The 21,939-nt window shown below is 54.5% G+C and carries 22 protein-coding genes and 1 pseudogene; 9 read left to right on the top strand and 14 right to left on the bottom strand.

What is annotated here, in order from left to right; all coding sequences use genetic code 11:
* Positions 1-76 precede the first annotated feature (76 nt).
* From GW591_RS10110 to GW591_RS10090, 5 genes are all read right to left on the bottom strand, one after another.
* Positions 77-1,291, bottom strand: a complete 1,215-nt coding sequence (locus tag GW591_RS10110) for an MFS transporter (protein WP_013576352.1) — start codon at positions 1,289-1,291, stop codon at positions 77-79.
* A gap of 247 nt (positions 1,292-1,538) precedes the next feature.
* Positions 1,539-1,796 (bottom strand): multiple stress resistance protein BhsA, encoded by a 258-nt coding sequence (bhsA, locus tag GW591_RS10105; RefSeq protein WP_013576351.1) that lies wholly within the window; start codon positions 1,794-1,796, stop codon positions 1,539-1,541.
* A 151-nt stretch (positions 1,797-1,947) separates the two neighbouring features.
* Positions 1,948-2,205 (bottom strand): multiple stress resistance protein BhsA, encoded by a 258-nt coding sequence (gene bhsA, locus GW591_RS10100; protein WP_013576350.1) that lies wholly within the window; start codon positions 2,203-2,205, stop codon positions 1,948-1,950.
* A gap of 169 nt (positions 2,206-2,374) precedes the next feature.
* Complete coding sequence (gene bhsA, locus GW591_RS10095) at positions 2,375-2,632, bottom strand: multiple stress resistance protein BhsA (protein WP_013576349.1); 258 nt, start codon at positions 2,630-2,632, stop codon at positions 2,375-2,377.
* 416 nt (positions 2,633-3,048) lie between these two features.
* Positions 3,049-3,306, bottom strand: a complete 258-nt coding sequence (locus GW591_RS10090) for a hypothetical protein (RefSeq protein ID WP_013576348.1) — start codon at positions 3,304-3,306, stop codon at positions 3,049-3,051.
* 210 nt (positions 3,307-3,516) lie between these two features.
* Between GW591_RS10090 and GW591_RS10085 the strand changes: the two genes are divergently transcribed.
* Entirely contained in the window at positions 3,517-4,176 is a 660-nt protein-coding gene (locus GW591_RS10085) for a TetR/AcrR family transcriptional regulator (protein ID WP_013576347.1), read from the top strand.
* 17 nt (positions 4,177-4,193) lie between these two features.
* Complete coding sequence (locus GW591_RS10080; protein WP_166860528.1) at positions 4,194-5,060, top strand: oxygenase MpaB family protein; 867 nt, start codon at positions 4,194-4,196, stop codon at positions 5,058-5,060.
* A 3-nt stretch (positions 5,061-5,063) separates the two neighbouring features.
* Here the strand turns inward: GW591_RS10080 and abgT are convergent, their stop codons facing one another.
* The 3 genes from abgT to GW591_RS10065 all read right to left on the bottom strand — a co-directional run bounded on the left by abgT (position 5,064) and on the right by GW591_RS10065 (position 9,475).
* A complete protein-coding gene (gene abgT / locus GW591_RS10075) occupies positions 5,064-6,587 on the bottom strand; it encodes a p-aminobenzoyl-glutamate transporter (protein ID WP_013576345.1) in 1,524 nt (507 codons plus the stop codon).
* A 105-nt stretch (positions 6,588-6,692) separates the two neighbouring features.
* Entirely contained in the window at positions 6,693-8,159 is a 1,467-nt protein-coding gene (locus GW591_RS10070) for a M20 family metallopeptidase (RefSeq protein ID WP_112198554.1), read from the bottom strand.
* A complete protein-coding gene (locus GW591_RS10065) occupies positions 8,159-9,475 on the bottom strand; it encodes a M20 family metallo-hydrolase (protein ID WP_112198553.1) in 1,317 nt (438 codons plus the stop codon). The genes GW591_RS10070 and GW591_RS10065 overlap by 1 nt, the downstream gene beginning before the upstream one ends.
* Before the next feature lie 201 nt (positions 9,476-9,676).
* Here GW591_RS10065 and GW591_RS10060 point away from each other — a divergent pair, with 201 nt between their 5' ends.
* Both GW591_RS10060 and GW591_RS10055 read left to right on the top strand, forming a co-directional pair.
* Positions 9,677-10,573, top strand: a complete 897-nt coding sequence (locus tag GW591_RS10060) for a LysR family transcriptional regulator (RefSeq protein ID WP_013576342.1) — start codon at positions 9,677-9,679, stop codon at positions 10,571-10,573.
* Between the two features lie 141 nt (positions 10,574-10,714).
* Positions 10,715-11,821, top strand: coding sequence for a suppressor of fused domain protein (locus tag GW591_RS10055; RefSeq protein WP_013576341.1), 1,107 nt, complete (start codon positions 10,715-10,717; stop codon positions 11,819-11,821).
* A 190-nt stretch (positions 11,822-12,011) separates the two neighbouring features.
* Here the strand turns inward: GW591_RS10055 and GW591_RS10050 are convergent, their stop codons facing one another.
* Positions 12,012-13,508, bottom strand: a complete 1,497-nt coding sequence (locus tag GW591_RS10050) for an MFS transporter (protein WP_126125048.1) — start codon at positions 13,506-13,508, stop codon at positions 12,012-12,014.
* A 362-nt stretch (positions 13,509-13,870) separates the two neighbouring features.
* On the opposite strand from GW591_RS10050, the gene osmF reads away from it, so the two are divergent.
* From osmF to GW591_RS10030, 4 genes are all read left to right on the top strand, one after another.
* A complete protein-coding gene (osmF, locus tag GW591_RS10045) occupies positions 13,871-14,809 on the top strand; it encodes a glycine betaine ABC transporter substrate-binding protein OsmF (protein WP_126125047.1) in 939 nt (312 codons plus the stop codon).
* A gap of 61 nt (positions 14,810-14,870) precedes the next feature.
* Positions 14,871-16,040 (top strand): ABC transporter permease, encoded by a 1,170-nt coding sequence (locus GW591_RS10040; RefSeq protein WP_037037194.1) that lies wholly within the window; start codon positions 14,871-14,873, stop codon positions 16,038-16,040.
* Positions 16,037-16,981, top strand: coding sequence for an ABC transporter ATP-binding protein (locus tag GW591_RS10035; RefSeq protein WP_126125046.1), 945 nt, complete (start codon positions 16,037-16,039; stop codon positions 16,979-16,981). Before GW591_RS10040 ends, GW591_RS10035 begins: the two co-directional genes overlap by 4 nt.
* Positions 16,978-17,736 carry an ABC transporter permease gene (locus tag GW591_RS10030; RefSeq protein WP_013576336.1) on the top strand — a complete coding sequence of 253 codons (759 nt, stop codon included), beginning with the start codon at positions 16,978-16,980 and terminating at the stop codon, positions 17,734-17,736. The genes GW591_RS10035 and GW591_RS10030 overlap by 4 nt, the downstream gene beginning before the upstream one ends.
* A 63-nt stretch (positions 17,737-17,799) precedes the next feature.
* On the opposite strand, the pseudogene GW591_RS24215 reads toward GW591_RS10030, so the two are convergent.
* Positions 17,800-17,901 (bottom strand): annotated as a pseudogene (locus tag GW591_RS24215) (hypothetical protein); the annotation flags it as partial.
* Between the two features lie 225 nt (positions 17,902-18,126).
* Between GW591_RS24215 and yedA the strand changes: the two are divergent.
* Positions 18,127-19,044, top strand: coding sequence for a drug/metabolite exporter YedA (yedA, locus tag GW591_RS10020; protein ID WP_112198500.1), 918 nt, complete (start codon positions 18,127-18,129; stop codon positions 19,042-19,044).
* A gap of 81 nt (positions 19,045-19,125) precedes the next feature.
* Here the strand turns inward: yedA and GW591_RS10015 are convergent, their stop codons facing one another.
* The 4 genes from GW591_RS10015 to GW591_RS10000 are packed head-to-tail and all read right to left on the bottom strand — an operon-like array spanning position 19,126 to position 21,939.
* Positions 19,126-19,662 (bottom strand): DUF3833 domain-containing protein, encoded by a 537-nt coding sequence (locus GW591_RS10015; RefSeq protein ID WP_166860526.1) that lies wholly within the window; start codon positions 19,660-19,662, stop codon positions 19,126-19,128.
* Between the two features lie 20 nt (positions 19,663-19,682).
* Entirely contained in the window at positions 19,683-20,210 is a 528-nt protein-coding gene (locus tag GW591_RS10010) for a hypothetical protein (RefSeq protein WP_037037204.1), read from the bottom strand.
* Positions 20,210-20,710, bottom strand: coding sequence for a DUF2878 domain-containing protein (locus GW591_RS10005; RefSeq protein WP_013576331.1), 501 nt, complete (start codon positions 20,708-20,710; stop codon positions 20,210-20,212). The genes GW591_RS10010 and GW591_RS10005 overlap by 1 nt, the downstream gene beginning before the upstream one ends.
* Positions 20,707-21,939 (bottom strand): SAM-dependent methyltransferase, encoded by a 1,233-nt coding sequence (locus GW591_RS10000; protein WP_013576330.1) that lies wholly within the window; start codon positions 21,937-21,939, stop codon positions 20,707-20,709. The genes GW591_RS10005 and GW591_RS10000 overlap by 4 nt, the downstream gene beginning before the upstream one ends.

Here is a 21,939-nt window from a genome sequence, read left to right as displayed (position 1 = left end):
TGCGAGATATGCCGAAGAAAAGCACTCCCATGGGGTTAAAAGGCAGAGAGAAATCCCTGCCTTTGTCGTTTTCTGATTACGCTCTGTAGTGCCAGAGTAAGATAACAACCCCGGTCAGGCTGGCGATTGACACACTATAAAGCGCGCCGGTTGCCCCGATGCTATCAGCCAGTAAACCGGCGGCGCCGGTGGCAAAAGCGCTCACCATAACTTGTCCGCGCCAGGCCAGAGCGCTGGCTGTGGTGACCTGCCTGCCCGCAAAATTTTGCAGCACGCCGAAAGTCCCTAATGTAAACACCACATTCGAGGCCAGATGAGCACCGAAAATCAGCATCAGACTGGCCACCGGCCAGGTGGAGAGGGGAGAAAGCAGAAAATATCCGCCCAGAAACAACATCAGGCATAGCAATAACCGTCCGTTGCTGGCGCTGTAACGGCGGAGTTTGTCGGCATTGAGCAATAACGGCCCGCAAAGTTGTCCCAGGCTACGGGAGAACAACAAAGGGAGCGCCAGACCTGTGGCTTCTTCAGGGCGGATTTGTTGCGCCAGTGCGGGCAATAATGCCATCGCGGGTGAACCGACGGCGGCGAGCGCCGGTAGCAGCAAGACGCTTCGTTTCTGTAGCGGTGAGTAATTTTTCCAGCGCAGTGACGCGGGTACGGCGGAATCAGCGGGCGTTGTGTCGGCGCATCTGGCCTGAAATATTTTCCGGGTGATCAGAAGCAAAATGGCAGATGCGGCAAAACTCAGGGCATCAAGCAGCAGAATGCTGAGTGGCGAAACAACATTGAACAACAAAACCCCTGCGCCGGTGCCGAGCATGACCTGCGCCGCGAAGATCAGCGTTTCCATTGCCGTCGCTGCCGGTAACTCATCAACACTCAGCCCGCGTTTGAATAACAACGTGAGCGCCGGATAACTCATCCCGCTGAGCAACGCCTCGGCAGACTGAACAGCCAGCAACGCGGAAATATTGTGTGACAGCAAGCCGTACAGCGGAAATATCAATGCCACCATGCCGAGAATTTCGGTCAGGATCAAAATCTGCAGCGGCGACATTTTTCTGCACAAGCGTTCGCCCCACAGACTTCCGATAAAGCCGGGCAATGTTGCCAGCATATAAGCGAAAGTCAGCGTAGCAGGGGAGGCGTTCCAGCGCAGCAGTTGACCAAAAACCACCACCTGTGTCAGGCCATTACCCAGAGATGATAAAATAAAGGCAAAGCCCAGCAGCCGCAGCCAGCGATGGCTGCGCAGTGCGCGTATGAGCGCAATTAATAACGAATTCATGAAAGAGATTCTCATCAGAAATAACAGAAACCCCGAATTGCCCGCAGGCAACAGGGAGAAGAAAAACTGTCAGTGATGAGAGTTCGTTACATTGGGAAAGAGGGCCTTAAGGAAATAGAAGAGAAAAATGTAGCACAAGGTCAGGCGGGCAGGGAGCATTCAGAGAAATTTTTCATAAAACACAGACACGAAAAAGGCGGCAAATGCCGCCTCTTCTGCTTACTGCTTTTTTACTGCTTACTTCAGCTTATTTATACAGTTCAGCTGTGCCATACAGATGGTTATCACCTGAAGCACCGATGATACGGTAAGAGCTTGCACCGGCTTCGCTGGCTTTAGCATTCAGTTTGTCCTGCAGGCTGCTCAGGCTGTTACCTGATGTTGCGCTGACCACACCAATTGCCTGCTGACCTGCCGGTGCGGACTGAACTTCAGTCGCTGCCAGAGTCGAGAATGAAGCGGTAGCCAGTGCGATTGCAGCAAGAGTCATTGTTACGTTTTTCATGTTATTTTCCTCATTTCGTATTTTTGAGCTTTGCCAGGCGTTGTCATCAACGTTCATTTAATGTGCAAAGCTGTCTTCTGTCCGATACAACATCTAGCTTATTAATCGTTAACTAAATGCTGTTGTACCCTTAAATTGCTTATTCTTGTGCTTATTTATACAGCTCAGCAGTACCGTACAGATGGTTTTCACCTGAAGCGCCGATGATACGGTATGAGCTTGCACCCGCTTCGTTGGCTTTTGCATTCAGTTTGTTCTGCAGGCTTGATAAATCATTGCTTGAAGAAGCACTTACCACACCAATTGCTTGTTGACCTTCTGGTGCAGACTGAACTTCAGTCGCTGCCAGGGTAGAGAATGAGGCGGTAGCAAGCGCAATTGCAGCTAAAGTCATAGTGATATTTTTCATGATGGTCTTCCTTTTTATCTGTTTATCAGCAGGTGATTATTAGGTCCGACTGTTATTTCTTAACAGTTGATAAGTAAATGTTAGACCTGGATCACATTCTGTGCAACTCATTTATTTATTAATCGTTAACTTATTGTGCGGAACAATCTGCTAACGAAATCTTCAGGCCTTATTTATACAGCTCAGCAGTACCGTACAGATGGTTTTCACCAGAAGCACCGATGATGCGGTATGAGCTTGCACCGGCTTCAGTGGCTTTCGCGTTCAGTTTTGACTGCAGTGTGCTCAGGTCACCGTTTGAAGAGGCGCTGACAGTACCGATAGTTTGTTCACCCGCAGGTACAGACTGAACCTCAGTCGCCGCCAGGGTAGAGAAAGAAGCGGTAGCAAGTGTGAGTGCTGCGATTGTCATTGCGATAGTTTTCATGATGTTAATTCCTGTTCGTCAATTTTTTATTCGGGGTGCCTTATTCAGGAACCTCAGTTTCGGGTCAACGTTAGTTATTAGTTAACGTTCGATAAGTAAATGATAGGGAGTGTTGAGAGTTTGTGCAAGATGTTTTTTTAATGAACGTTAACTAATCGTGCTGTGATGAATGTCACGCTAAACGCGGTTTTTGTTTTCATTTTGTTAAATGAATGTTTTTAAAATGATTCGCGATAAGAATTGAAAATCCTTTATGCATAATTTTGCTGAATGAATCTTTAATGATCGCTAAGTTAATGGTTGGTTCTGGCCAGCGAGGGTGATAAAACATGGGGCGGCCAGGAAAAAGATAAGGCGACATAAGCCGCCTTATCGTGATTCCTGCCCTGACGGTCTGTCATCAGGCTCCGTGGTCATTAGTAATAAACAGAAGCGGGCTGATGACCAGAGGTTGAAGGCGCAGGTGGTTGAGTGGGAGAAGTAGGAATACGGCCCTGTTCGATTTTTTTGTTCGTACAGGTGGCCGGGTTACAGAAGTTACTGTCACCGGTCACATTGACCATCCGCACTTCCTGACTCTGCAAAGGCATCATGATAACCTGCTGTGCGGCAACATTGGCAACCGGTACAGCGGTTAATGCCAGAACTGCAAGAAGGATTTTAAAGTTACTCATGATGTTACGTCCTGAATGTGTTGTCTGCAAAAGGCTTATAAAAGCGTTTTAGTTGTGCAGCTTTGCGGGTTTGAGTGATTTTCTTATCGCTCGATAATTAAATGATAAACTCCGCTGGACTTGTGCGCAACTATTTTTAATAATGATCGTTAAGTTATTTCTATAACTATTTTAATAACCATAATCACAATGGTGATGGAAGGAGGGTGTATGAGCACTGAACAGACGGCTTTGGTCCGGAAAAGTCGCGGTCGCCCAAAACAGTTCGATCGTGGAACTGCTCTGAGCAAGGCCTTGAATTTATTCTGGCGCCATGGTTACGAGGCCACTTCATTAGCCGATTTGGTCGAAGCAACCGGTGCAAAAGCGCCAACTTTGTATGCCGAATTTGGTAACAAAGAAGGGCTTTTCCGCGCAGCCGTTGAACATTATCTGAAAAACTTTTACGAAAAGAGCTCATGTTTACTGAGCAGAACAGATTTGTCCGTTGAGGATACGGTTGGGCGCTATCTGCGTGCCATCGTTGAGCTGTTTACCGACTGCGACACGCCAAGTGGCTGCTTTATGATCAGCGCATCATCCGGGATGTCTTCATCTTCTGCGGATATTGCCGAAATGCTGCGTGCGCGCCACCTTTCGCAGGAACGCACTCTGTTTGAATATTTCGAGAAGAAAAAACAGAGCGGTGATTTGACTGCGGTAACTGACAGCGCGCTGCTGGCGAAATACCTGGCCTGCACCATTCAGGGCTTCTCCGTACAGGCCCGTGACGGCGCAAGTTCTGATGAACTCAACCGGCTGATTGACGTGGTCATGAACCTGTGGCCGGAGCTGACCAAAGCCACGGTTGTCAGCAAAGCCGCACATTAATCACTGAGTTAAGATAATTGTTAAGAAAGAGAATAGAACGTCAGGTGCTGAGTCTTTCGGGCCTGGCGTTAGGCGGTATAGACTTTGAGAATCCGCCGGGTGACCCGGGACTGTTTGGTCCGCAAAGCATCACCTGGCGAATTCACGGAGACTTCTCATCCATGCTTTGTGGCGGCGTCAGTGCCTTATTGCTGCAAATGCTTCATCCGCTGGCGCTTGCCGGTGTCTGGGATCATTCCTCATTTCGTGAAGATATGCTCGGGCGACTTCGTCGCACCAGTCAGTTCATTTCCGGGACGACTTTTGCGCCTGTTAATGACGCCAACGCGTTAATCGAAAAAGTAAAATCCATTCATTTGCGGGTGACCGGTACCGATGCTTACGGCACGCCTTATGCGGCCAGCGATCCGGATTTACTGGTCTGGGTGCACGTAGCCGAAGCGTACAGCTTCCTGCAATCGCATCTGCGTTATCGCAATCCTGCGCTCAGCCTGAGCGATCAGAACCGCTATTATCAGGAGTTTTCCCGTGTGGCGAAAAGCCTGGGGGCGGCAAATGTGCCGGAGAGTGTCGATGCGGTAGAAGCCTATCTGCAGGCGATGCGCCCGCAGTTGCGCTGCGATGAACGGACGCTTGAAGTGGTAAGATTATTGCAGAATGCACCCGCGCCGAGCCGTCTGGCCAGGCCGGTGGGCAGCCTGATGATTCAGGCTGGCATTGAATTATTGCCTGAGTGGGCAGCAATCCAACTGGGGATTTCCCTTTCCCCGCCGAAGCGCCGGAGGATTCGTTTCGCCACCCGTTGCATTGCAGGGGTATTGCGCTGGGCGGTGAGAAACGGCTCATGGCACCGGGCCATGCGCCGTATGGGGCGTCTGCACTGACCGTTAAAGATGCGGATAAACGCCCGGACCGATGGGCAGACCCAGCAGATACCAGCCCACCAGCATCAGCAGCCACACCACGAAAAACACAATCGGATACGGCAGCACCAGCGAATAATAGGTGCCGAGTTTCGCTTCTTTGTTGTAGCGCTGCAGGAACCCGAGGAACAGCGGCACAAACGGCGACATCGGCGCAAGCGGGATCACCGAAGAATCCGCGACGCGGAACACGATTTGCGCGAACGCCGGATGGAAACCGAGCAGCATAAACATCGGCACAAATATCGGTGCCAGAATCGACCAGATTGCCGAGCCGCTGGCGATAAACATACACAGCAATGCCGACAGGAAAATCAGGCCGAGAAACGCCGGGATGCCGGTCATGCCTAAGTTTTCCAGCACATCCGTCAGCCCGATCGCCATGAATTTCCCCATATTACTCCAGTTGAAAAACGCCACAAACTGGGACAGCGGGAACACCATCACAATAAAACCCGCCATGGATTTCATCGGATCCACCAGCAAATCCGGCACGTCACTGGCGCTGCGGATCTGCTTCGTCACCATGCCGTAAGGCACTGAAATCACGAAAAAGAACAGAATAATCAGCGGTACGATGCCCTGAATAAATGGCGAAGGGATGATGCCGCCGGTTTTCGGATTGCGCAGCGGCGCGGCTTCCGGCACCACCAGCAACGCCACCAGGGCGATAAACACCAGCGCCGCAATGCCGCTCGCCATCAGGCCGCGGTTCTGTTCCGGCGTCAGCTTTTTCATCTCTTCGTTACGCTCGCCGTGATACACCGGCAGGCGCGGTTCAACGAATTTATCGGTCAGAATGGCACCCACGATGGTCAGCAAAATCACCGAGGCTGCCATAAAGTACCAGTTGTCGATCACACTGACCTGAACCGCCGGATTAATCGCCTTTGCCGCCTCGGTACTCAGACCGGATAACAACACATCGGTGGTCACAATCAGCAGGTTAGCCGTGAAACCGCAGCCAACACCGGCGATAGCCGCCAGTAAACCAGCCACGGGATGACGTCCGACTGCGAGGAAAATCAGTGCGCCCAGCGGCGGCATCACCACCAGTGCGGCATCCGACGAAATGTGGCTGAAGAAGGCGATAAAAATCACCATATAGCTGGCGTAACGGGCGTTTACTTTGGACGCCATTTTGTACATCAGGCTTTGCAGCAGCCCGACGCGCTCCGCCAGTCCGGCACCAATCACCAGCGCCAGAATCGAGCCGAGCGGGGTAAATCCGCTGAAATTTTTAATGACGTTCGGCAAAATCCACTGAATACCTTCCACGCTCAGCAGGTTTTTTACATGGATTACCTCACCGTTGGTTGGGTTTACTGCCGTAATATTCAGCCATGAAATCACCGCACTGGCGACCATCAGCACGGCGATCAGGTAAACAAATAACAAAAACGGGTTGGGAATTTTATTCCCCACACGTTCAACCCACTGAAGAAATCCCCCCGGACTCTGGCCGGAATCTTGCGCCTGAATACTCATCTGTTAACCCTCTGTCGTGTTTGTCTTTTTTTATATTTATGCCGCTCATCCGTGCCGGAACGGGACGCGAATGAGCGGTTTACATCATTAACTGACACCCGTGATTTATTTCAATGGCGAAGGTTTTACGCCTGCCGGGATCGGGCACTGATACGGGCGTCGTGCACGTTGTGCATCGCGCTCTTTCTGACAGGCCGTCAGTAAATCCGGCCGGGTGAACAGGTCTATCGCGGTCGATGACATGATTTTCGCTGCCAGACACATGCCTTTATGGGCGATGGAGGTCCGCCCCTGCGACACAATCTGCCAGGTATGCAGCGGCGAACCGACCGCAAAACACGGGCTGAAACACTGCGCCGTCGGCACCAGCCAGCTCACATCACCGACGTCCGTTGAGCCGTAGAGGATATTGCCGTTCGGGGCATACGGAGCAACGGAGTCTGTCAGCGGGGAATGGCGCAAGGTTTCGGCGAATTCCACGCCTTCCGCGCCGCTGGTACGGGAGATATTCAGCAGATTATTATCAATATCCTGTTCCGTCAGCGTGGCATGAATCGACGCCGCAAACGCCCGCTCTTCGGCGGTGTAATGCGGTGTGCCGAAAGCCTGGACGTACTGATACATCGCGCTTTCCAGCGTGCGGTTGGGCACGTAGTTGGAACAGGCCTTGTCAAAGCGCATCGACATCTGTGTGCCGGTCATCAGCGCTGCGCCTTTGGCAATATCCACTACGCGGTCGAAAATCGCCTGCGCCTGATCCATTTGCGGCGCGCGTACCAGATACAGCACTTCGGCGTCTGCCTGCACCACGTTGGGCGAAATCCCGCCCGCGTTGGTGATCGCGTAATGCAGGCGCGCTTCCTGAATGATGTGTTCGCGCAGGAAGTTCGCGCCGGTATTCATCAGCGTCAGGGCATCCAGCGCGCTGCGACCCAGATGTGGCGCGGCGGCGGCGTGTGAGGACACGCCTTTAAAGCTGAACGACGCCTGAATATTGGCCAGCGTCTGGTTGCTGAACATGCCGCTGTAGGTTTCCGGATGCCAGGTCAGTGCGGCATCGACGTCATCGAACAATCCTTCGCGGGCCATAAAGGTTTTGCCGGAGCCACCTTCTTCACCCGGGCAGCCGTAAAAACGCACCGTGCCCTGAATGTTTTCACGTTCCATCCAGGCTTTCACTGCCAGCGCGCCGCCGAGTGCCGCCGTTCCCAGCAGATTATGGCCGCAACCGTGGCCGTTGCCGTTTTCCACCAGTGGCTGCGCTACATCGCAACCGGCTTTCTGGCTTAAACCGGCCAGCGCGTCGAATTCGCCGAGCAGGGCAATCACTGGTTTTCCGCTGCCGAAGCTGGCGATAAACGCCGTTTCCATGCCACCCACGCCGCGCTCAACGGCAAATCCGCTGGCGTCGAGTTTGTCGGCCAGTAATGCAGAAGAGAAGGATTCGACAAAGCGGGTTTCAGGATGATCCCAGATGGCATCGCTGATTTCTGCCAGCGCGGGTTGCTGGTTATCGATGAAATCATTGATGAAATTCACGACGTTCTGTTGATGTGGCACGTGCGACGTCATCAGCGTTCCCCTTTGAATTCAGCGATATTCAGCGCCAGTGCCGCCAGGGTTTTAATGCCCTGAGACATCACTTTTTCATCGAAATCAAACAGTTCATTGTGATGACCCGCGCTCAGATCAGTGCCGAAAATGACATAAGAGGCTTCGCCACCGCGGGCTTTTACGCGCTCCATCATATAGGTGGCATCTTCCGAACCCGCTGCGCCTTCCTGACGGTCGATAATCTGCTCAAACTCGCCGAGTTTTTCCGCCTGACGGTGGATGTAATTCACCCAGGCGGGCGTCGGCGTGCTGCTTTGCGCCGCGCCCATCAGTTTGATGTCGAATTTCACCTGATGCATTTCGGCTGCGCCGGAAATCACTTTCAGCGCCTGCTGATAAATAAATTCGTTCACCTCATTGGTGGTGCCACGCGTTTCTACTTTCATCGTGGCGCTGGAAGGCACCACATTGCGCCCGGTACCAGCCTGTAAAACGCCGACATTAATGCGTGAATCACCGCCGCTGTGACGCGGGATCGCATGCAAACCCAGTGTTGCCTGCGCCGCCGCCAGCAGGGCATTGCGGCCATCCTCCGGCTTACCGCCCGCATGTGAGGCCACGCCGGTGAAGTGCACGTCGAGCTTGGTCGTTGCCATAAAAGTATCGTTACCGCACACGATGTGATTAGCCGGTACGCCGGTGCCGATATGCACGGCGGTGAAATATTGCACGTCGTCCACCACGCCCGCTTCAACCATGGATTTCGCGCCGCGCGTGCCTTCCTCGGCAGGCTGGAAAATCAGCTTGATGGTGCCGCAGAGCTGGTCGCGCACCTGCATCAGCACGTCTGCCAGCCCGAGGCCAATGGTGGTGTGACCGTCGTGACCACAGGCATGCATCATGCCGTTATTGGCCGAAGCAAACCCGTCGCGGAACGGGCGATGCTGGTCTTCCTGTACTTCGTTTAAATCCAGCGCGTCCATATCCACCCGAAAACCCATTACCGGGCCGGGGCGACCGGTTTCCAGCGTGGCGACAATCCCGGTGAAACCGCCGGAGAAATGCGGCATCCAGCGGGCAATCGCGCCTTGTTCCAGTGCGCGCTGCTCCTGTTCGGCCAGCACGGCTGCGGAAGGCAGCCCCATACGCGAATCCGCGTCGATAACTTCTTTGCCGAGTTGCAGTGAATAGCCCAGTTTTTCCAGACGATCGGCCACCAGCGTGGAGGTACGAAATTCTAGCCAGCCGGATTCGGCGTATTTATGCAGATCACGACGTTGCTTTTGCAGGGAAGGGAACAGCTTTTCTACACGTTCAGAAATCTCATTAACCATCACGGACTCTCTTTTTACACAGACATGCAGGCTTTCCGCACAGCGGCAGAAAGGAGGAAATCAAAGCTTCGGGAAGTGCAGACCCGCACGCAGAAAGCGGCGAAAGGTGGCCTGATATGATTTTCAATGTACATAAAGCGTTCAGGGCATATAAGATGCCAAAATCTTCTTAGTGATAATCAGGGGTTATCAAAGAATCTCATGCCATCACAAATAAAAATGCATCAGTTACGGGCGTTTGTTTCGGTCGCACGTCAGGGCAGTATTCGTGCCGCCAGCCGGATGCAGAATCTTTCACAGCCCGCGCTGACCAAATCAATTAAAGAACTGGAAGAAAATCTGGGGGCGAGGTTATTTGTCCGTCGCCGTCAGGGCGTGACGCTAACTGATTGTGGTGACGCGTTTTTTAAGCGCGCAAGCCTGATTCTGGAAGAGCTGCGGGTGGCGCAGGAAGACATCGCTCAGCGCCTCGGCGGGACCAGCGGCAGGGTCAATATCGGCGTCGGTGCCAGTATTGCCCGCACCATCATGCCGGAAGTCATTGACCGTTTTCACCGTGAATTCCCCCATGTGAAGGTGCGGATTGCCGAGGGACAACTGGTATCGATGATCCCGGAGCTGCGTCAGGGCGAGCTGGATTTCACCGTGAATACCTATTATCAGGGACCCTTTGATAACGAACTGTTATATGAAAAGCTTATGGATAAAGAGTATCGCGTGGTGGCAAGGCGTGGTCATCCGATGCAGCATGCCCGTTCGATGCAGGAGCTTTTGCATTGCGACTGGACGATGCCGACGCCACGCGGCAGCTATTACAAACTGCTCAGCGAAGTGTTCAGCGAAATGGATGCCGAGCCGAATATCAGCGTGATTTGCGAAACTTTTATGTCCTGCACCAGCCTGATCGCCAAGACCGATTTTCTCAGCGTGTTGTCCGTCGATGTCATTAACGATCCGGTGATCGGCCAGAGTCTGGTCGCGCTGGATCTTGATCTGCCGCTACCGAAAGCCACGTTCTATCTCATTCAGCGACGTGATACCACGCTGACGCCGATGGCCGCGCATCTGGCGCAGCTGTTTCGGATGTATTGCCGCTGATGTTGATATTTTGACAAAAAAGCACCTGTTTTAATGATTTATCGGGGATTTTTGGGAATATTGCCCGTTATCGGCCTGGCTTATCCGTTCTACACTGACCATCACAGGGAATAATAAGCTTCCTGATATTGTTGAGGTCATATGCGCCAGTCCGACATTGTTGCTGAAGTCAGTAACGACAAACAAACCCTGACCGCGCTGGTCGAGCAGGATAACCGCGTGGTGTATTTTTATATTTTCGCCCGCGAAGATTTGCGCGACCGCTTTCCGAAAATGCGCGCCTGCTGGGTACGTAATCTGGTGCCCGCACCGCTGAACGATGACACAGAGGCAATGGAGCAGGGGATTGCCCCGATGCTGGCGGCGCAATACTGCCGCAATCTGGAGGGCGAAGCGCCGCTGGAGCCTGCACAAATTCAGATCCTCTGGAATGAAAGCGATGACGGCGCGGCGTTGTGGTATCAGGGATTATTGCTGGCGGTGATCCCCGGCTGGAGTTTGTATATCGACCATTCGGTGTGTTATTCCGCCGGCTGCATTAAACAGAATCCGCTGACCTTCCCGCTGGGTTCTGCCTCGACCAACACGCAATGTGAACTGGCAGAAAAGACCCGCCTGTTCTGGCGTGACTGGCAAAATGAATTCAGCAATCCGTGGCCGAAAATCCAGCGCAAGCTGCTGGAATCCTACGAAGATCGCTTTGGCTCATCACTGAAATATTATCTGATCAATCAGGGCAACTGGCCGCCGATGGCGATTTCTCAGCATGAAGATGAAGAGAACTATTACTTCTTCACGGTCGGCATGAGTATCCGTCCGATGCCGCAAATTGATATTGTTTTCAACGATGAAGCAGAAAAGCATCGTCGCATCGAACTCGCCTTTTCGGTCGGCAAAGAATATGTGACGGAAGAAAATGCCGTGCAGATGGCCAGCGCGTTATCCGGTTATGCACAGATTCCCTGGACGACTCTCAGCTGGTTGGGTGAAGGCCACACGCTGATGTCGCCGATGGCACCGCTCGGCTTTGAAGGACACGTGATTTCCTCCGCATTATGCGGTCCGGCAGACAAAATGCGTCTGCCAAAAATTTACGGGGATCCGGTGAATCTGTTTTGGGTCAGTCCGGTGTTTACCAGCGAACTGGAGTTTGCGCAGGCCAGACCGAATGGCGGATTTGAACTGGTCGCCGCGATGATCAAGAACGATATCGGGTATGTGTTTGCGCCGAGAAGTGCGGTGGTCTGATGTCACTCTCTCAGTTTTCTCACAGAGATGAGTAAGAATACCGATCTGCTCCCTCCCCTGCGAAGGGGAGGGTTGGGGTGGGGTATTAATGGCAACTGAGTTGTCTGCTAAACCCCCTCCCAGCCTCCCCCTTCGCAGGGGGAGGAGCAAGAAAATCCTCTCCTTCGCGGGGGAGGAGCAAGGTAAAAACCTAAACCGGTTTAATTTCCTGCTGAAAATCCTCAGCATCAACATCATATCCCGACGGTTCCCAGCGTACCGCTGTCAGTACGATTAAGCCTGCCAGTGGCGCTAAGGCGATCACCCAGAACACGCCGGTGCCGAGTGCGGCGGAAAGCACCGGAAACAGGAACAGTGAAAGGGTAGAGCTGGCGCGCATCAGCGTCTGGTTGAAGCCGACACCTATGCCGCGCAGTGATGTCGGGTAGCTCAGTGACGCAAATGTCATGGTGTGCGATCCCGGGCCGAAGCCCTGACCGAACAGGAATAACGCCAGCATGGCGATGGAAATCGCCGCTTCGCCACCGTCTGCCGGGCGGCCGACCAGTGCCAGACCGATCATCGCCACCAGCTGGCAGGCGTAACCGGCGTAGGTCATTTTCCATGCACCAAATTTCGACACATACCGTACCGCAATCAGACCACCGACGAAGGCGAAGCACAGGTTCAGGCCGAGCGAGAACAGAATGGTGCTGATCATCGATTGTTGCAGGAAGCTGGATAAAATCACCGGTAACCCGAATGCCACCGCATTATAGGCAAATGACGAGGCCACCGCCGTCACGGTCGCCAGCACGGTGCGCCGCAGATAAATGCCCTGCAACAGCGTGCCGTAGTTACGCCATGCGGCTTTGCGCACTTTCACCTGCGGTGTTTTGTCCGCATCTTCAGCCACTACCGCATTGATGTTGTAAGACTTTCTCAGGATCGCCGCCGCGCTTTGCAGGTCGCCCTGATTGGCCGCCCAGACCGGCGATTCATTCATATAACGGTGACGGATAGCGATAATCAGAATCGCAGGCACCGCGCCGAAGCCGAGGATCAGACGCCACAACCAGTCGGTGTGCGTGGCAGGCAGTACTGCGTAAAGCAGCAGAACCAGCAGATACGAGACGCTGATCGCCGCGTACCACGTCGGGCACCACATTGCCACGCGCGAGGCTTTATTGCCGCGCCCCTGAAGTTTTGAGAACTCCGCAAGAAACGCCATCGCCACCGGTAAATCGATGCCGACGCCTAATCCCATCACGAAGCGCGACCCGCCGAGCACCCATTCATTCGGTGCAAAGGCGCAGGCCAGCGCGGCAATCACGAAGAAGAACATATCAGCCATAAAGACGCGGTAACGGCCGATTTTGTCGGTCAGATAGCCGCCGAACAATGCGCCGACAATCGCCCCGAAAGTGATCGCCGAGGCCACAAAGCCCGCGCCGGAAGGCGTCAGCCCAAACTGGCGGGTGATATCTTTCATTCCGAAAGCCAGCGCACCGAGATCATAAGCGTCGAGGAAAACGCCGCCGAGAGCGATAGCAATCACGATGCGTGCGTCGCTGATTTTCGCTGCGCCGCGGTTCACTAACTGAGTAATATCGGCAGCGGAGCGAATCACCACCGGCTGGTCAGACGCAGAATCTGCGCTGTAATCCCCTGAAGAGGCGGTCTGAGAGGCCGCAATTGAATCAGACATTGTTGTGTTTACGCTTTTTGACAAAAAAACCAGCATAGAGGCGAGGTGATGCCGGTCACAAGTCCTGATTAGACGTTGCGTGAAAACAAATGGCTATAAGTTAAAACAAAGTGATCTAAAAGGCAGCGGTGAACATCTTCTTCGGGGGAAACAGCCTGTCTTGTCTCAGTGATTTAGCGGATAAGCTTCGAACATTTATGCATTTTACTCCGCTTCCGCCGCCTGCTTTTATGGCTCACTCTCCGTTTCCCTGCGCGAAATTGGACTATTCTTGTTAGCAGCTTGTTTATTCAGATGAAAGCCGAAAGACAGAGCAGTCGCCGGGCGACAAAAACCAACATAACCCGATAAGAGGATAGAACATGACTGTAACAACTGGGCGAGTACGGGGATTTTCAGTGGCAGCACTGGCGCTGGCTTCCGTGTTAAGTTTCAGCGCACAGGCCGCTGATGATGCCGTGCGTGTCGGCTCAAAAATTGATACCGAAGGGTCGCTGCTCGGTAACATTATTATTCAGGTGCTGGAAGCCAACGGTATTCACACTACCAATAAATTACAGCTGGGAACGACGAAAGTGGTGCGTGGCGCAATCACCTCCGGTGAAATCGATATCTATCCGGAATACACCGGCAACGGCGCGTTCTTCTTCTCCGACGATAAAGACCCGGCGTGGAAAAATGCGCAGGCCGGTTTCGATAAAGTCAAAAAGCTGGATTACGACCAGAACAAAATTGTCTGGCTGAATCCGTCTCCGGCCAATAACACCTGGACTATCGCGGTACGTCAGGACGTCGCGAGTGCGCACAACCTGAAATCGCTGGGTGATTTGGGCAAATACATCAGCAGCGGCGGCGATTTCAAACTGGCGGCGTCAGCCGAGTTTATCGAGCGTCCGGATGCCTTACCGGCGTTTGAGAATGCCTATGGCTTCAAGCTTAATCAGGCGCAACTGTTGTCTCTGGCGGGCGGTGATACGGCGGTGACCATCAAAGCGGCCGCTGAGCAGACTTCCGGCGTCAATGCGGCAATGGCTTACGGCACTGACGGCCCGGTCGCCGCGCTCGGCCTGCAAACGCTGGAAGATCCGAAAGGCGTACAGCCGATTTACGCGCCTGCGCCTGTCATCCGCGAGGCCGCGCTGAAAGCGCATCCGAACATTCCTGAATTGCTCAAACCGGTGTTTGCTTCGCTTGATACCAAAACGCTCCAGGGGCTGAACGCGAAAATCGCGGTTGATGGTCAGGATGCGAAGAAGGTGGCGGCGAAGTACTTGCAGGAAAAAGGTTTCGTTAAAAAATAACCGGGCAGTGACCGCCCTGAGCACGATCTTCGGATCGTGCTCTCTGATATCAGGTAATGTTTTGACTTATCACTCACCCGTTAAAAACCGCGTCCTGCTGACGCTGGTTTTGCTGCTGTTGCTGGCCGGTTTCGGGCTGGCTTTTGTCAGCCATGCGCCCAACCGGCTGGTATCCGGTAAAGGTATTTCACTGGCGAGCCTGCTGCATGGCTATTCTGCGTTACTCCTGTTGCCTGCCGTTTTGCTGCTGGCCTGCGCCTTTCTGACCCTTTATGGTCGCCATCATTTGCTGGTGATGCTGCTGGCGGAAATCCTGCTGGCCGTGCTGGTCTGGCTGGCCGGTCACAGCGCGGTGCAACTTGCGGGGGGCGATGAAGACAGTATCGCGCGCACCTCGCTCGGCGGCGGTTTCTGGGCAGGTGCGGCGCTTTGTCTGCTGATCGCCTCCGACGCCATTTCCCGTTTTACCCGTAATCACAGCCTGCGTATTTTGCTCAACGTGCAGATGATCGTGCCGGTGGTTTTGCTGCTGGCGTACGGTCAGCTTGCCGAACTTTCGCTGCTCAAGGAATACGACAACCGTTCCGACGTGTTCAACGATGCGCTGTGGCAGCATCTCGGCATTTTGTTTGGCACGCTGGTGCCTGCGGTGCTGATCGGTCTGCCGGTCGGGTTGCTGTGTCACCGTAAACCCCGCTGGCGCGGGCCGGTATTGTCGGTGCTGAATATTATTCAGACCGTGCCGTCGATTGCGCTGTTTGGCCTGCTGCTCGCACCGCTGGCGGGGCTGGCAAAAGCGCTGCCGTGGCTGGCTGAACACGGCATCAGTGGCATCGGGCTGGCACCGGCGATTATCGCGCTGGTGCTGTATTCGCTGTTGCCGCTGGTGCGCGGGGTGATTGCCGGGCTGGAGTCGGTGCCGGAATCGGTGATCGAATCTGCCCGCGGCATGGGTATGAACCGTGCGCAGGTGTTTTTCCGCGTGCAGATGCCGATTGCCTTGCCGGTTATCCTGACAGGTGTGCGCATTGTTGCGGTGCAAACGGTCGGTATGGCGATGGTTGCGGCGCTGATTGGCGCGGGCGGACTGGGGGCCATCATGTTCCAGGGTCTGCTCAGTAGTGCGCTGGATCTGGTCTTGCTCGGGGTGATCCCGGCGGTGCTGATGGCCGTTGTTGTCGACAGCGTCTTTAAATTTGCAGTCTCAATTCTGGAAACCACACGCAGATGATTCATTTCAAGCAGGTTAGCAAACACTTTGCCGGAAAAGCGGTCGTGCGCGATCTCACGCTGGAAATGGCCAAAGGCGAATTCACGGTGCTGATCGGCACCTCCGGTTCGGGGAAATCCACCACGCTCAAAATGATCAACCGGCTGGTGGAGCACGATCGCGGGGAGATTTTATTTGCCGGTGAACCGATAGAAAAATTCCGTGCGCAGGATCTGCGCCGCCGGATGGGTTATGCGATCCAGTCCATTGGCCTGTTCCCGCACTGGACGGTGGAGGAGAATATCGCCACCGTGCCGCAATTACTGAAATGGCCGAAGGCGAAAATCCGTGACCGCGTGACTGAACTGCTCGAACTCCTCAATCTCGATCCGAAACAGTTCCGTCATCGTTATCCGCATCAGCTTTCCGGCGGACAACAGCAGCGCGTCGGTGTGGCACGGGCGCTGGCTTCTGACCCGGAAGTATTGCTGATGGATGAACCTTTCGGCGCGCTCGATCCGGTGACCCGCGCGACGTTGCAGGAAGAAGTGGCGCGCATCCATAAAATCACTCACCGCACCATCGTACTGGTGACGCATGACATCGACGAAGCGCTGGCGCTGGCCGACCGCATCGTACTGCTCAATGACGGACAAGTGGTGCAGCAGGGGACGCCGCTGGAATTGCTGACCCGACCGGCGACGCCGTTTGTGCGTGATTTCTTCGGTGGCAGCGAGATGGGGATCCGCTTGTTGTCGCTGCGCGAAGTGGGTTCGCTGATGCGGCGCGGCGAGTCGTATTCCGGCAACCAGTTACCGCTGACCGATACCATGAGCCTCAGTCAGGCGCTGTCAAAATTTGTCGCGCAGCAGGCTCAGCAGTTACCGGTGGTGGATGAACAAGGGCAACCGCTCGGCGTGCTGCATTTTGCGGATCTGACCGCACCGGAGGGCAGCGCATGAAACGGGTATTTGCAGATCCTCTGATTTGGTTATTCGCTTTATTGCTGGCGCTGATTTTCGGTATGACCTCGCTCGGCGGGCTGTTCCACTGGATGTTCCCTGAACTCAGCAGGCCGGTGTATCAGCAGGAAAGCTTTGCCGCGCTGGTGGAAGCCCATCTGTTGCTGGTCGGCATTTCCAGCCTGATTGCGGTGATTATCGGCGTAGCGGCGGGGGTGGGCGTAACACGTCCGGCGGGCAAAGAATTCCGTTCACTGGTGGAAACGCTGGTGGCGATGGGACAGACGTTTCCGCCGGTTGCGGTACTGGCAGTCGCGGTGCCGGTGATGGGATTCAGTGAAAAACCGGCGATTATTGCGCTGGTGCTTTACGGGTTGCTGCCGATCCTGCAGGGGACGATTGCCGGGATTGAATCGGTACCGGCGTCGGCGCGGGAGATTGCGCAGGGCGTGGGGATGAGCCGCTGGCAGATGCTGCGGAAAGTGGAAATTCCGCTGGCCGCGCCGGTGATTATTTCCGGCATCCGCACGTCAGTGATTATCAATATCGGGACGGCGGCGATTGCCTCGTCGGTCGGCACGTTAAGCCTCGGCTCGCCGATTATCATCGGCCTGAGCGGTTTTAATACCGCCTATGTATTGCAGGGGGCGGTAATTGTCGCGTTGCTGGCGATTTGCGTAGATATGCTGTTTGAACGCTGGAGCCAAGGGTTACAACGCTGGCAGCAGCGGTCAGTGGACGAATCAGTTCGTTGACGCAGACGGCGGCGCAGGCACCACGGAAGGGGCGTCGTTATCGCTGACCGGTTTCGCGTCGTCCTGAATCACCACCGCATAACCGGCAACCATCACGCCACCAATTGCGCCAATCGCCATCAGACCAAACAGCGCGATAAATAATTTTTTGCCTAGCGAATTCATGTGCAGTACCTCAGGATTTTGAACGGCGAATTATAAATCGTTTCCTCACCCCTGCAACAGACTATTCATGCTGTGATTACTTTTAACGGTGATGCCAGCGCATTTTTTGTCATATACAGGAACTTTTTAGCAACATTTTGACGCGATCGCACGGATTCCCTTGCCGGAAATCAGGGCAATAGCGTTAACTGTTTGCCTTCATTATCACGCTAATAAGTTATTCCTATGACTGGTTCCGCCACCCGTTCCCTGCTGCCATTAATTGCTGCACTGTTTGCGCTGTATTTTATCTGGGGTTCGACCTATTTCGTGATCCGCGTGGGCGTGGAAAGCTGGCCACCGCTGATGATGGCCGGGCTGCGTTTCTTCGTCGCCGGATGTATTTTGTTCACGTTTTTATTGCTGCGCGGGCATAAAGTCCCGACGTTGAAGCAGTGGATGGCCGCCGGTGCCGTAGGTATTTTGCTGCTCTCTGTCGGTAACGGGCTGGTGACGGTGGCGGAACATATGCAGGTGCCGTCGGGCATTGCCGCCGTAATGGTCGCCACCGTGCCGCTATTTACCCTGTGTTTCAGCCGCCTGTGGGGAATGCCCAACAGCCGCCTGGAATGGACCGGTGTCGCCATCGGCCTGTTCGGGATTGTGCTGCTTAATACCGGCAGTAATCTGGAAGGGAACCCGTGGGGCGCGGCGCTGATCCTGCTCGCCTCACTAAGCTGGGCATTCGGTTCGGTGTGGAGTTCTCGCTTGCCGCTGCCAACCGGCCTGATGGCGGGTGCGGCGGAAATGATTATCGCCGGTGTGGTGTTGCTGGTGGCAAGTCGTGTCACCGGGGAACACATGACCGCGACGCCTTCGCTGAGCGGTTTTCTGGCGCTCGGTTATCTGGTGGTATTTGGCTCGATGATTGCCATCAGCGCCTATATGTTTCTGCTGAAAACTGTGCGTCCCGCCGTGGCCACCAGTTATGCCTATGTGAACCCGATTGTGGCGGTGTTGCTCGGCATCGGCTTCGCCGGTGAATCCTTGTCTCCGGTCGAATGGGTGGCGTTGGGCGTGATCCTCTGCGCGGTGCTGCTGGTGACGCTGGGGAAATTTGTATTCGGGCGTAAGAAGACGGTGATTAAAGAAGTGAAGGTTTAAACCGCTTCCTTTTCGCAAATGTGAAAGCTGATTTTGTTTTGCTCCTCCCCTTCGCAGGGGAGGGATCAGACCGGGTTAAGCCTATTTTTTCTCAAAGAAAATCGTCACCCGCGCCACTTCCACGCCGAATTTTTTCAGCGCGGTGACGTTAAACAGGTGCTGTTCGTCCTGCTGATAAATCCAGTCATCGAACGTCAGCCGGTAGGTGCTGCCGCCTGATTTTACGTCCATCACGTATTTCCAGTTAAAGGCATTGCCTGCGGATTGCCCGGTGGCGGTGCCGATAATGTCGCCCGCCGTGCCGGTATAGCTGCCGTCTGCCAGTTTGCGGATCCGCCAGACGCGGGTCTGTTTCTCGCCGTCGTCATACACAAAGTCTTCATGCAACGTCAGCGTATCGCCCGCCACATCACCGCGGATTTTCACGGTGAAGCGCCGGGTCTGTTTGTTGCTGTAATCCTGCACCATGCCGTAGGCCACGCTGTCACCGGCAAACCAGGTGAAAATATCCAGCTTCGGTTGCGCTTGTGCGTAATCCTGAATATTGGCTTTACAGCCGGTGAGTAACAGCATTCCGCCGAGGATCAGCGTGACAAAAATCTTGCGCAGAACAGTCATAAAACCTCCATAAGATGCCATTAATCGGACGCGGATGCGCCGGTCAGCTTGCTGCGTAAATCAGGATATTGCGTGGCGGGCGAGAGCCAGATCGCCAGAAAGGCATCGCGGAATGCCGGGCTGAAAGGCTGACCGACCGGTGTGCTCAGCACGCTGTTTGCGGGCTGGCTGTAAAACTGGCCGCCATTTTCAGTGGCGACAAACATGATTTCGCTGCCGTTGCTGACATCCGGCCAGGTGTTTTGTACCGCCTCCAGCCAGCCATTTTTCTGTGCCTGTGCCAGCAATCCCAGTGCCTGCCATTGCTCTTCTGTTGCTTTGGTCAGCTCCTGATGATCAATGCTGCGCAGATACTCAATCTTCAGCGCCTGCGGCCATTTTCCGGCCTGATACTTACCGTCGGGCGTCAGCAGTTGCGAATGATAAACCTCAAAAGGCCCCCAGCTCAGCGTGGCACGCCCGACCTGTTGCCATTGGTTCCACGGCGTGGCTGCAAAGGCAGAGAAAGAAATCATCAGCGAAAGTACGGCCAGAAATGCGCGCATCATCAGGTTTTCCGCTCTGTGTCATGGCTGAGCAGCACCGGCAGGCTGATCAGCGGTAAGAATATCGCCCAGCCCGCCGCCAGCAGAAGCCAGACATAAACCGGTGCGGCGAGAAGTTGCATGGCACCGAGCTGCATGCCGAGGTAATAGGCCAGCGGGCCGCTGACCGCGCCGACAGGCATCAGCCAGTACCATGTCAGCCGTAAATAGCCGAGTAACCACAGCCACCAGGCGCTGAAGCCCAGCCATAACGCCATCATCCACGGCGGTACGGCGGAAGAATCGCTAAATTCAAACAGACCCAAAATGCACCACAGCGAGTCCATCATGATGCCCAGCGTACAGGCAGTGGCGACCCACAACCGGCGTTTTGATGGTGTAAACGCCAGCATCAGAAAACTGCTTAAAAGCAGGAAGAGGATAAACCGTCCGCGCCCCCAGACGGCCAGCGTCCACCAGGCATCAAAACCCAGTGTCAGCAGCCAGAAGCGCAAGGTTTTCATCCGCGTCGCTCGGCGACCAACTGCACGGTGCTGATGGTGCGTGCACGAAAACCTGCCTCGCAGTAGCACAGATAAAACAGCCACAGACGGCGGAAATATTCGTCCTGCACGCCGTCAGTCTGTGCATTCCAGTAGCGCTGCACCCGCTCACGCCATTCATGAAGGGTGCGGGCGTAATCGGAACCGATATCGAACAGATCACGCACCACCAGACTGGTGCAGCGGGTCATGGTGTCATTCATGGCGGTAATTGAGGGCAGAAAACCGCCGGGAAAAACGTAGCACTGAATAAAATCGACGTTACGGCTGTAGGCGGCATAACGCTGGTCGGCGATGGTGATTGCCTGAATTGCCATACGCCCGTGCGGTTTGAGCAGCGCATTGCAGCGTTTGAAAAAGGTGGAGAGATAGCGTTTGCCGACTGCTTCAATCATCTCTATCGACACCAGTTTGTCGAACTGCCCCTGCAGCGAACGATAGTCTTCGAACAGCACCGTCACGCGGTCACTCAGCCCGGCTTTTTCAATCCGCTCACAGGCAAAGCGATATTGCTCGCGGGAAATGGTGGTGGTAGTGACCTGACAGCCATATTCGCGCGCGGCAAATTCGGCCATCGCGCCCCAGCCGGTGCCGATTTCCAGCAGATGATCGCCCGCTTTTAATTGCAGCTGTTCACACAGGCGGCGCATTTTGGCTTCCTGCGCCTGTTCCAGCGTCATCTGTGGCTCCTGATACCAGGCGGAGGAATACAGCATCTTCTCATCGAGAAAACCCTGATAAAAATCGTTGCCCAGATCGTAATGCGCCGAGATATTTTTACGCGCCTGCGACGGACTGTTGCGGCGGAAAAAATGAATGACTTTTTTGGCCGGTGTGCTGAGCCAGCTGAGGCGTGCCTCGATTTTATCGACCAGCTTCAGGTTCTCGGCCAGCAGTTGCAGCACGACGGTCAGATTAGGCGTGGTCCAGTCGCCATCAATAAAACTCTCACCCGCTGCGACGCTGCCGCCCAGTAAGACACGCCGGTAAGCGCGCTGATGCAGAATGTCAATTTCACCCTGCAAGATAGCCGTCGGATCGCCAAAAAATATCGCCTGCTCACCGGGTTCACGCAGCGTCAGGCCCGCGCCTTTGAGCTGCTTCAGGACGCTAAGGATGAGCGCGCGCGCCGCTTTGCTGCGCCTGTTATTCGTCCCTTCACGGGCGAGTTGCATTTCAGGTTGGCTCAT

Origin of the sequence: Rahnella aceris (genome assembly GCF_011684115.1) — a bacterium.
Classification (GTDB): Bacteria; Pseudomonadota; Gammaproteobacteria; order Enterobacterales; family Enterobacteriaceae; genus Rahnella; species Rahnella aceris.
Note: the sequence above shows the minus strand (reverse complement) of the source record. Positions and strands in the feature narration are given on the sequence as shown.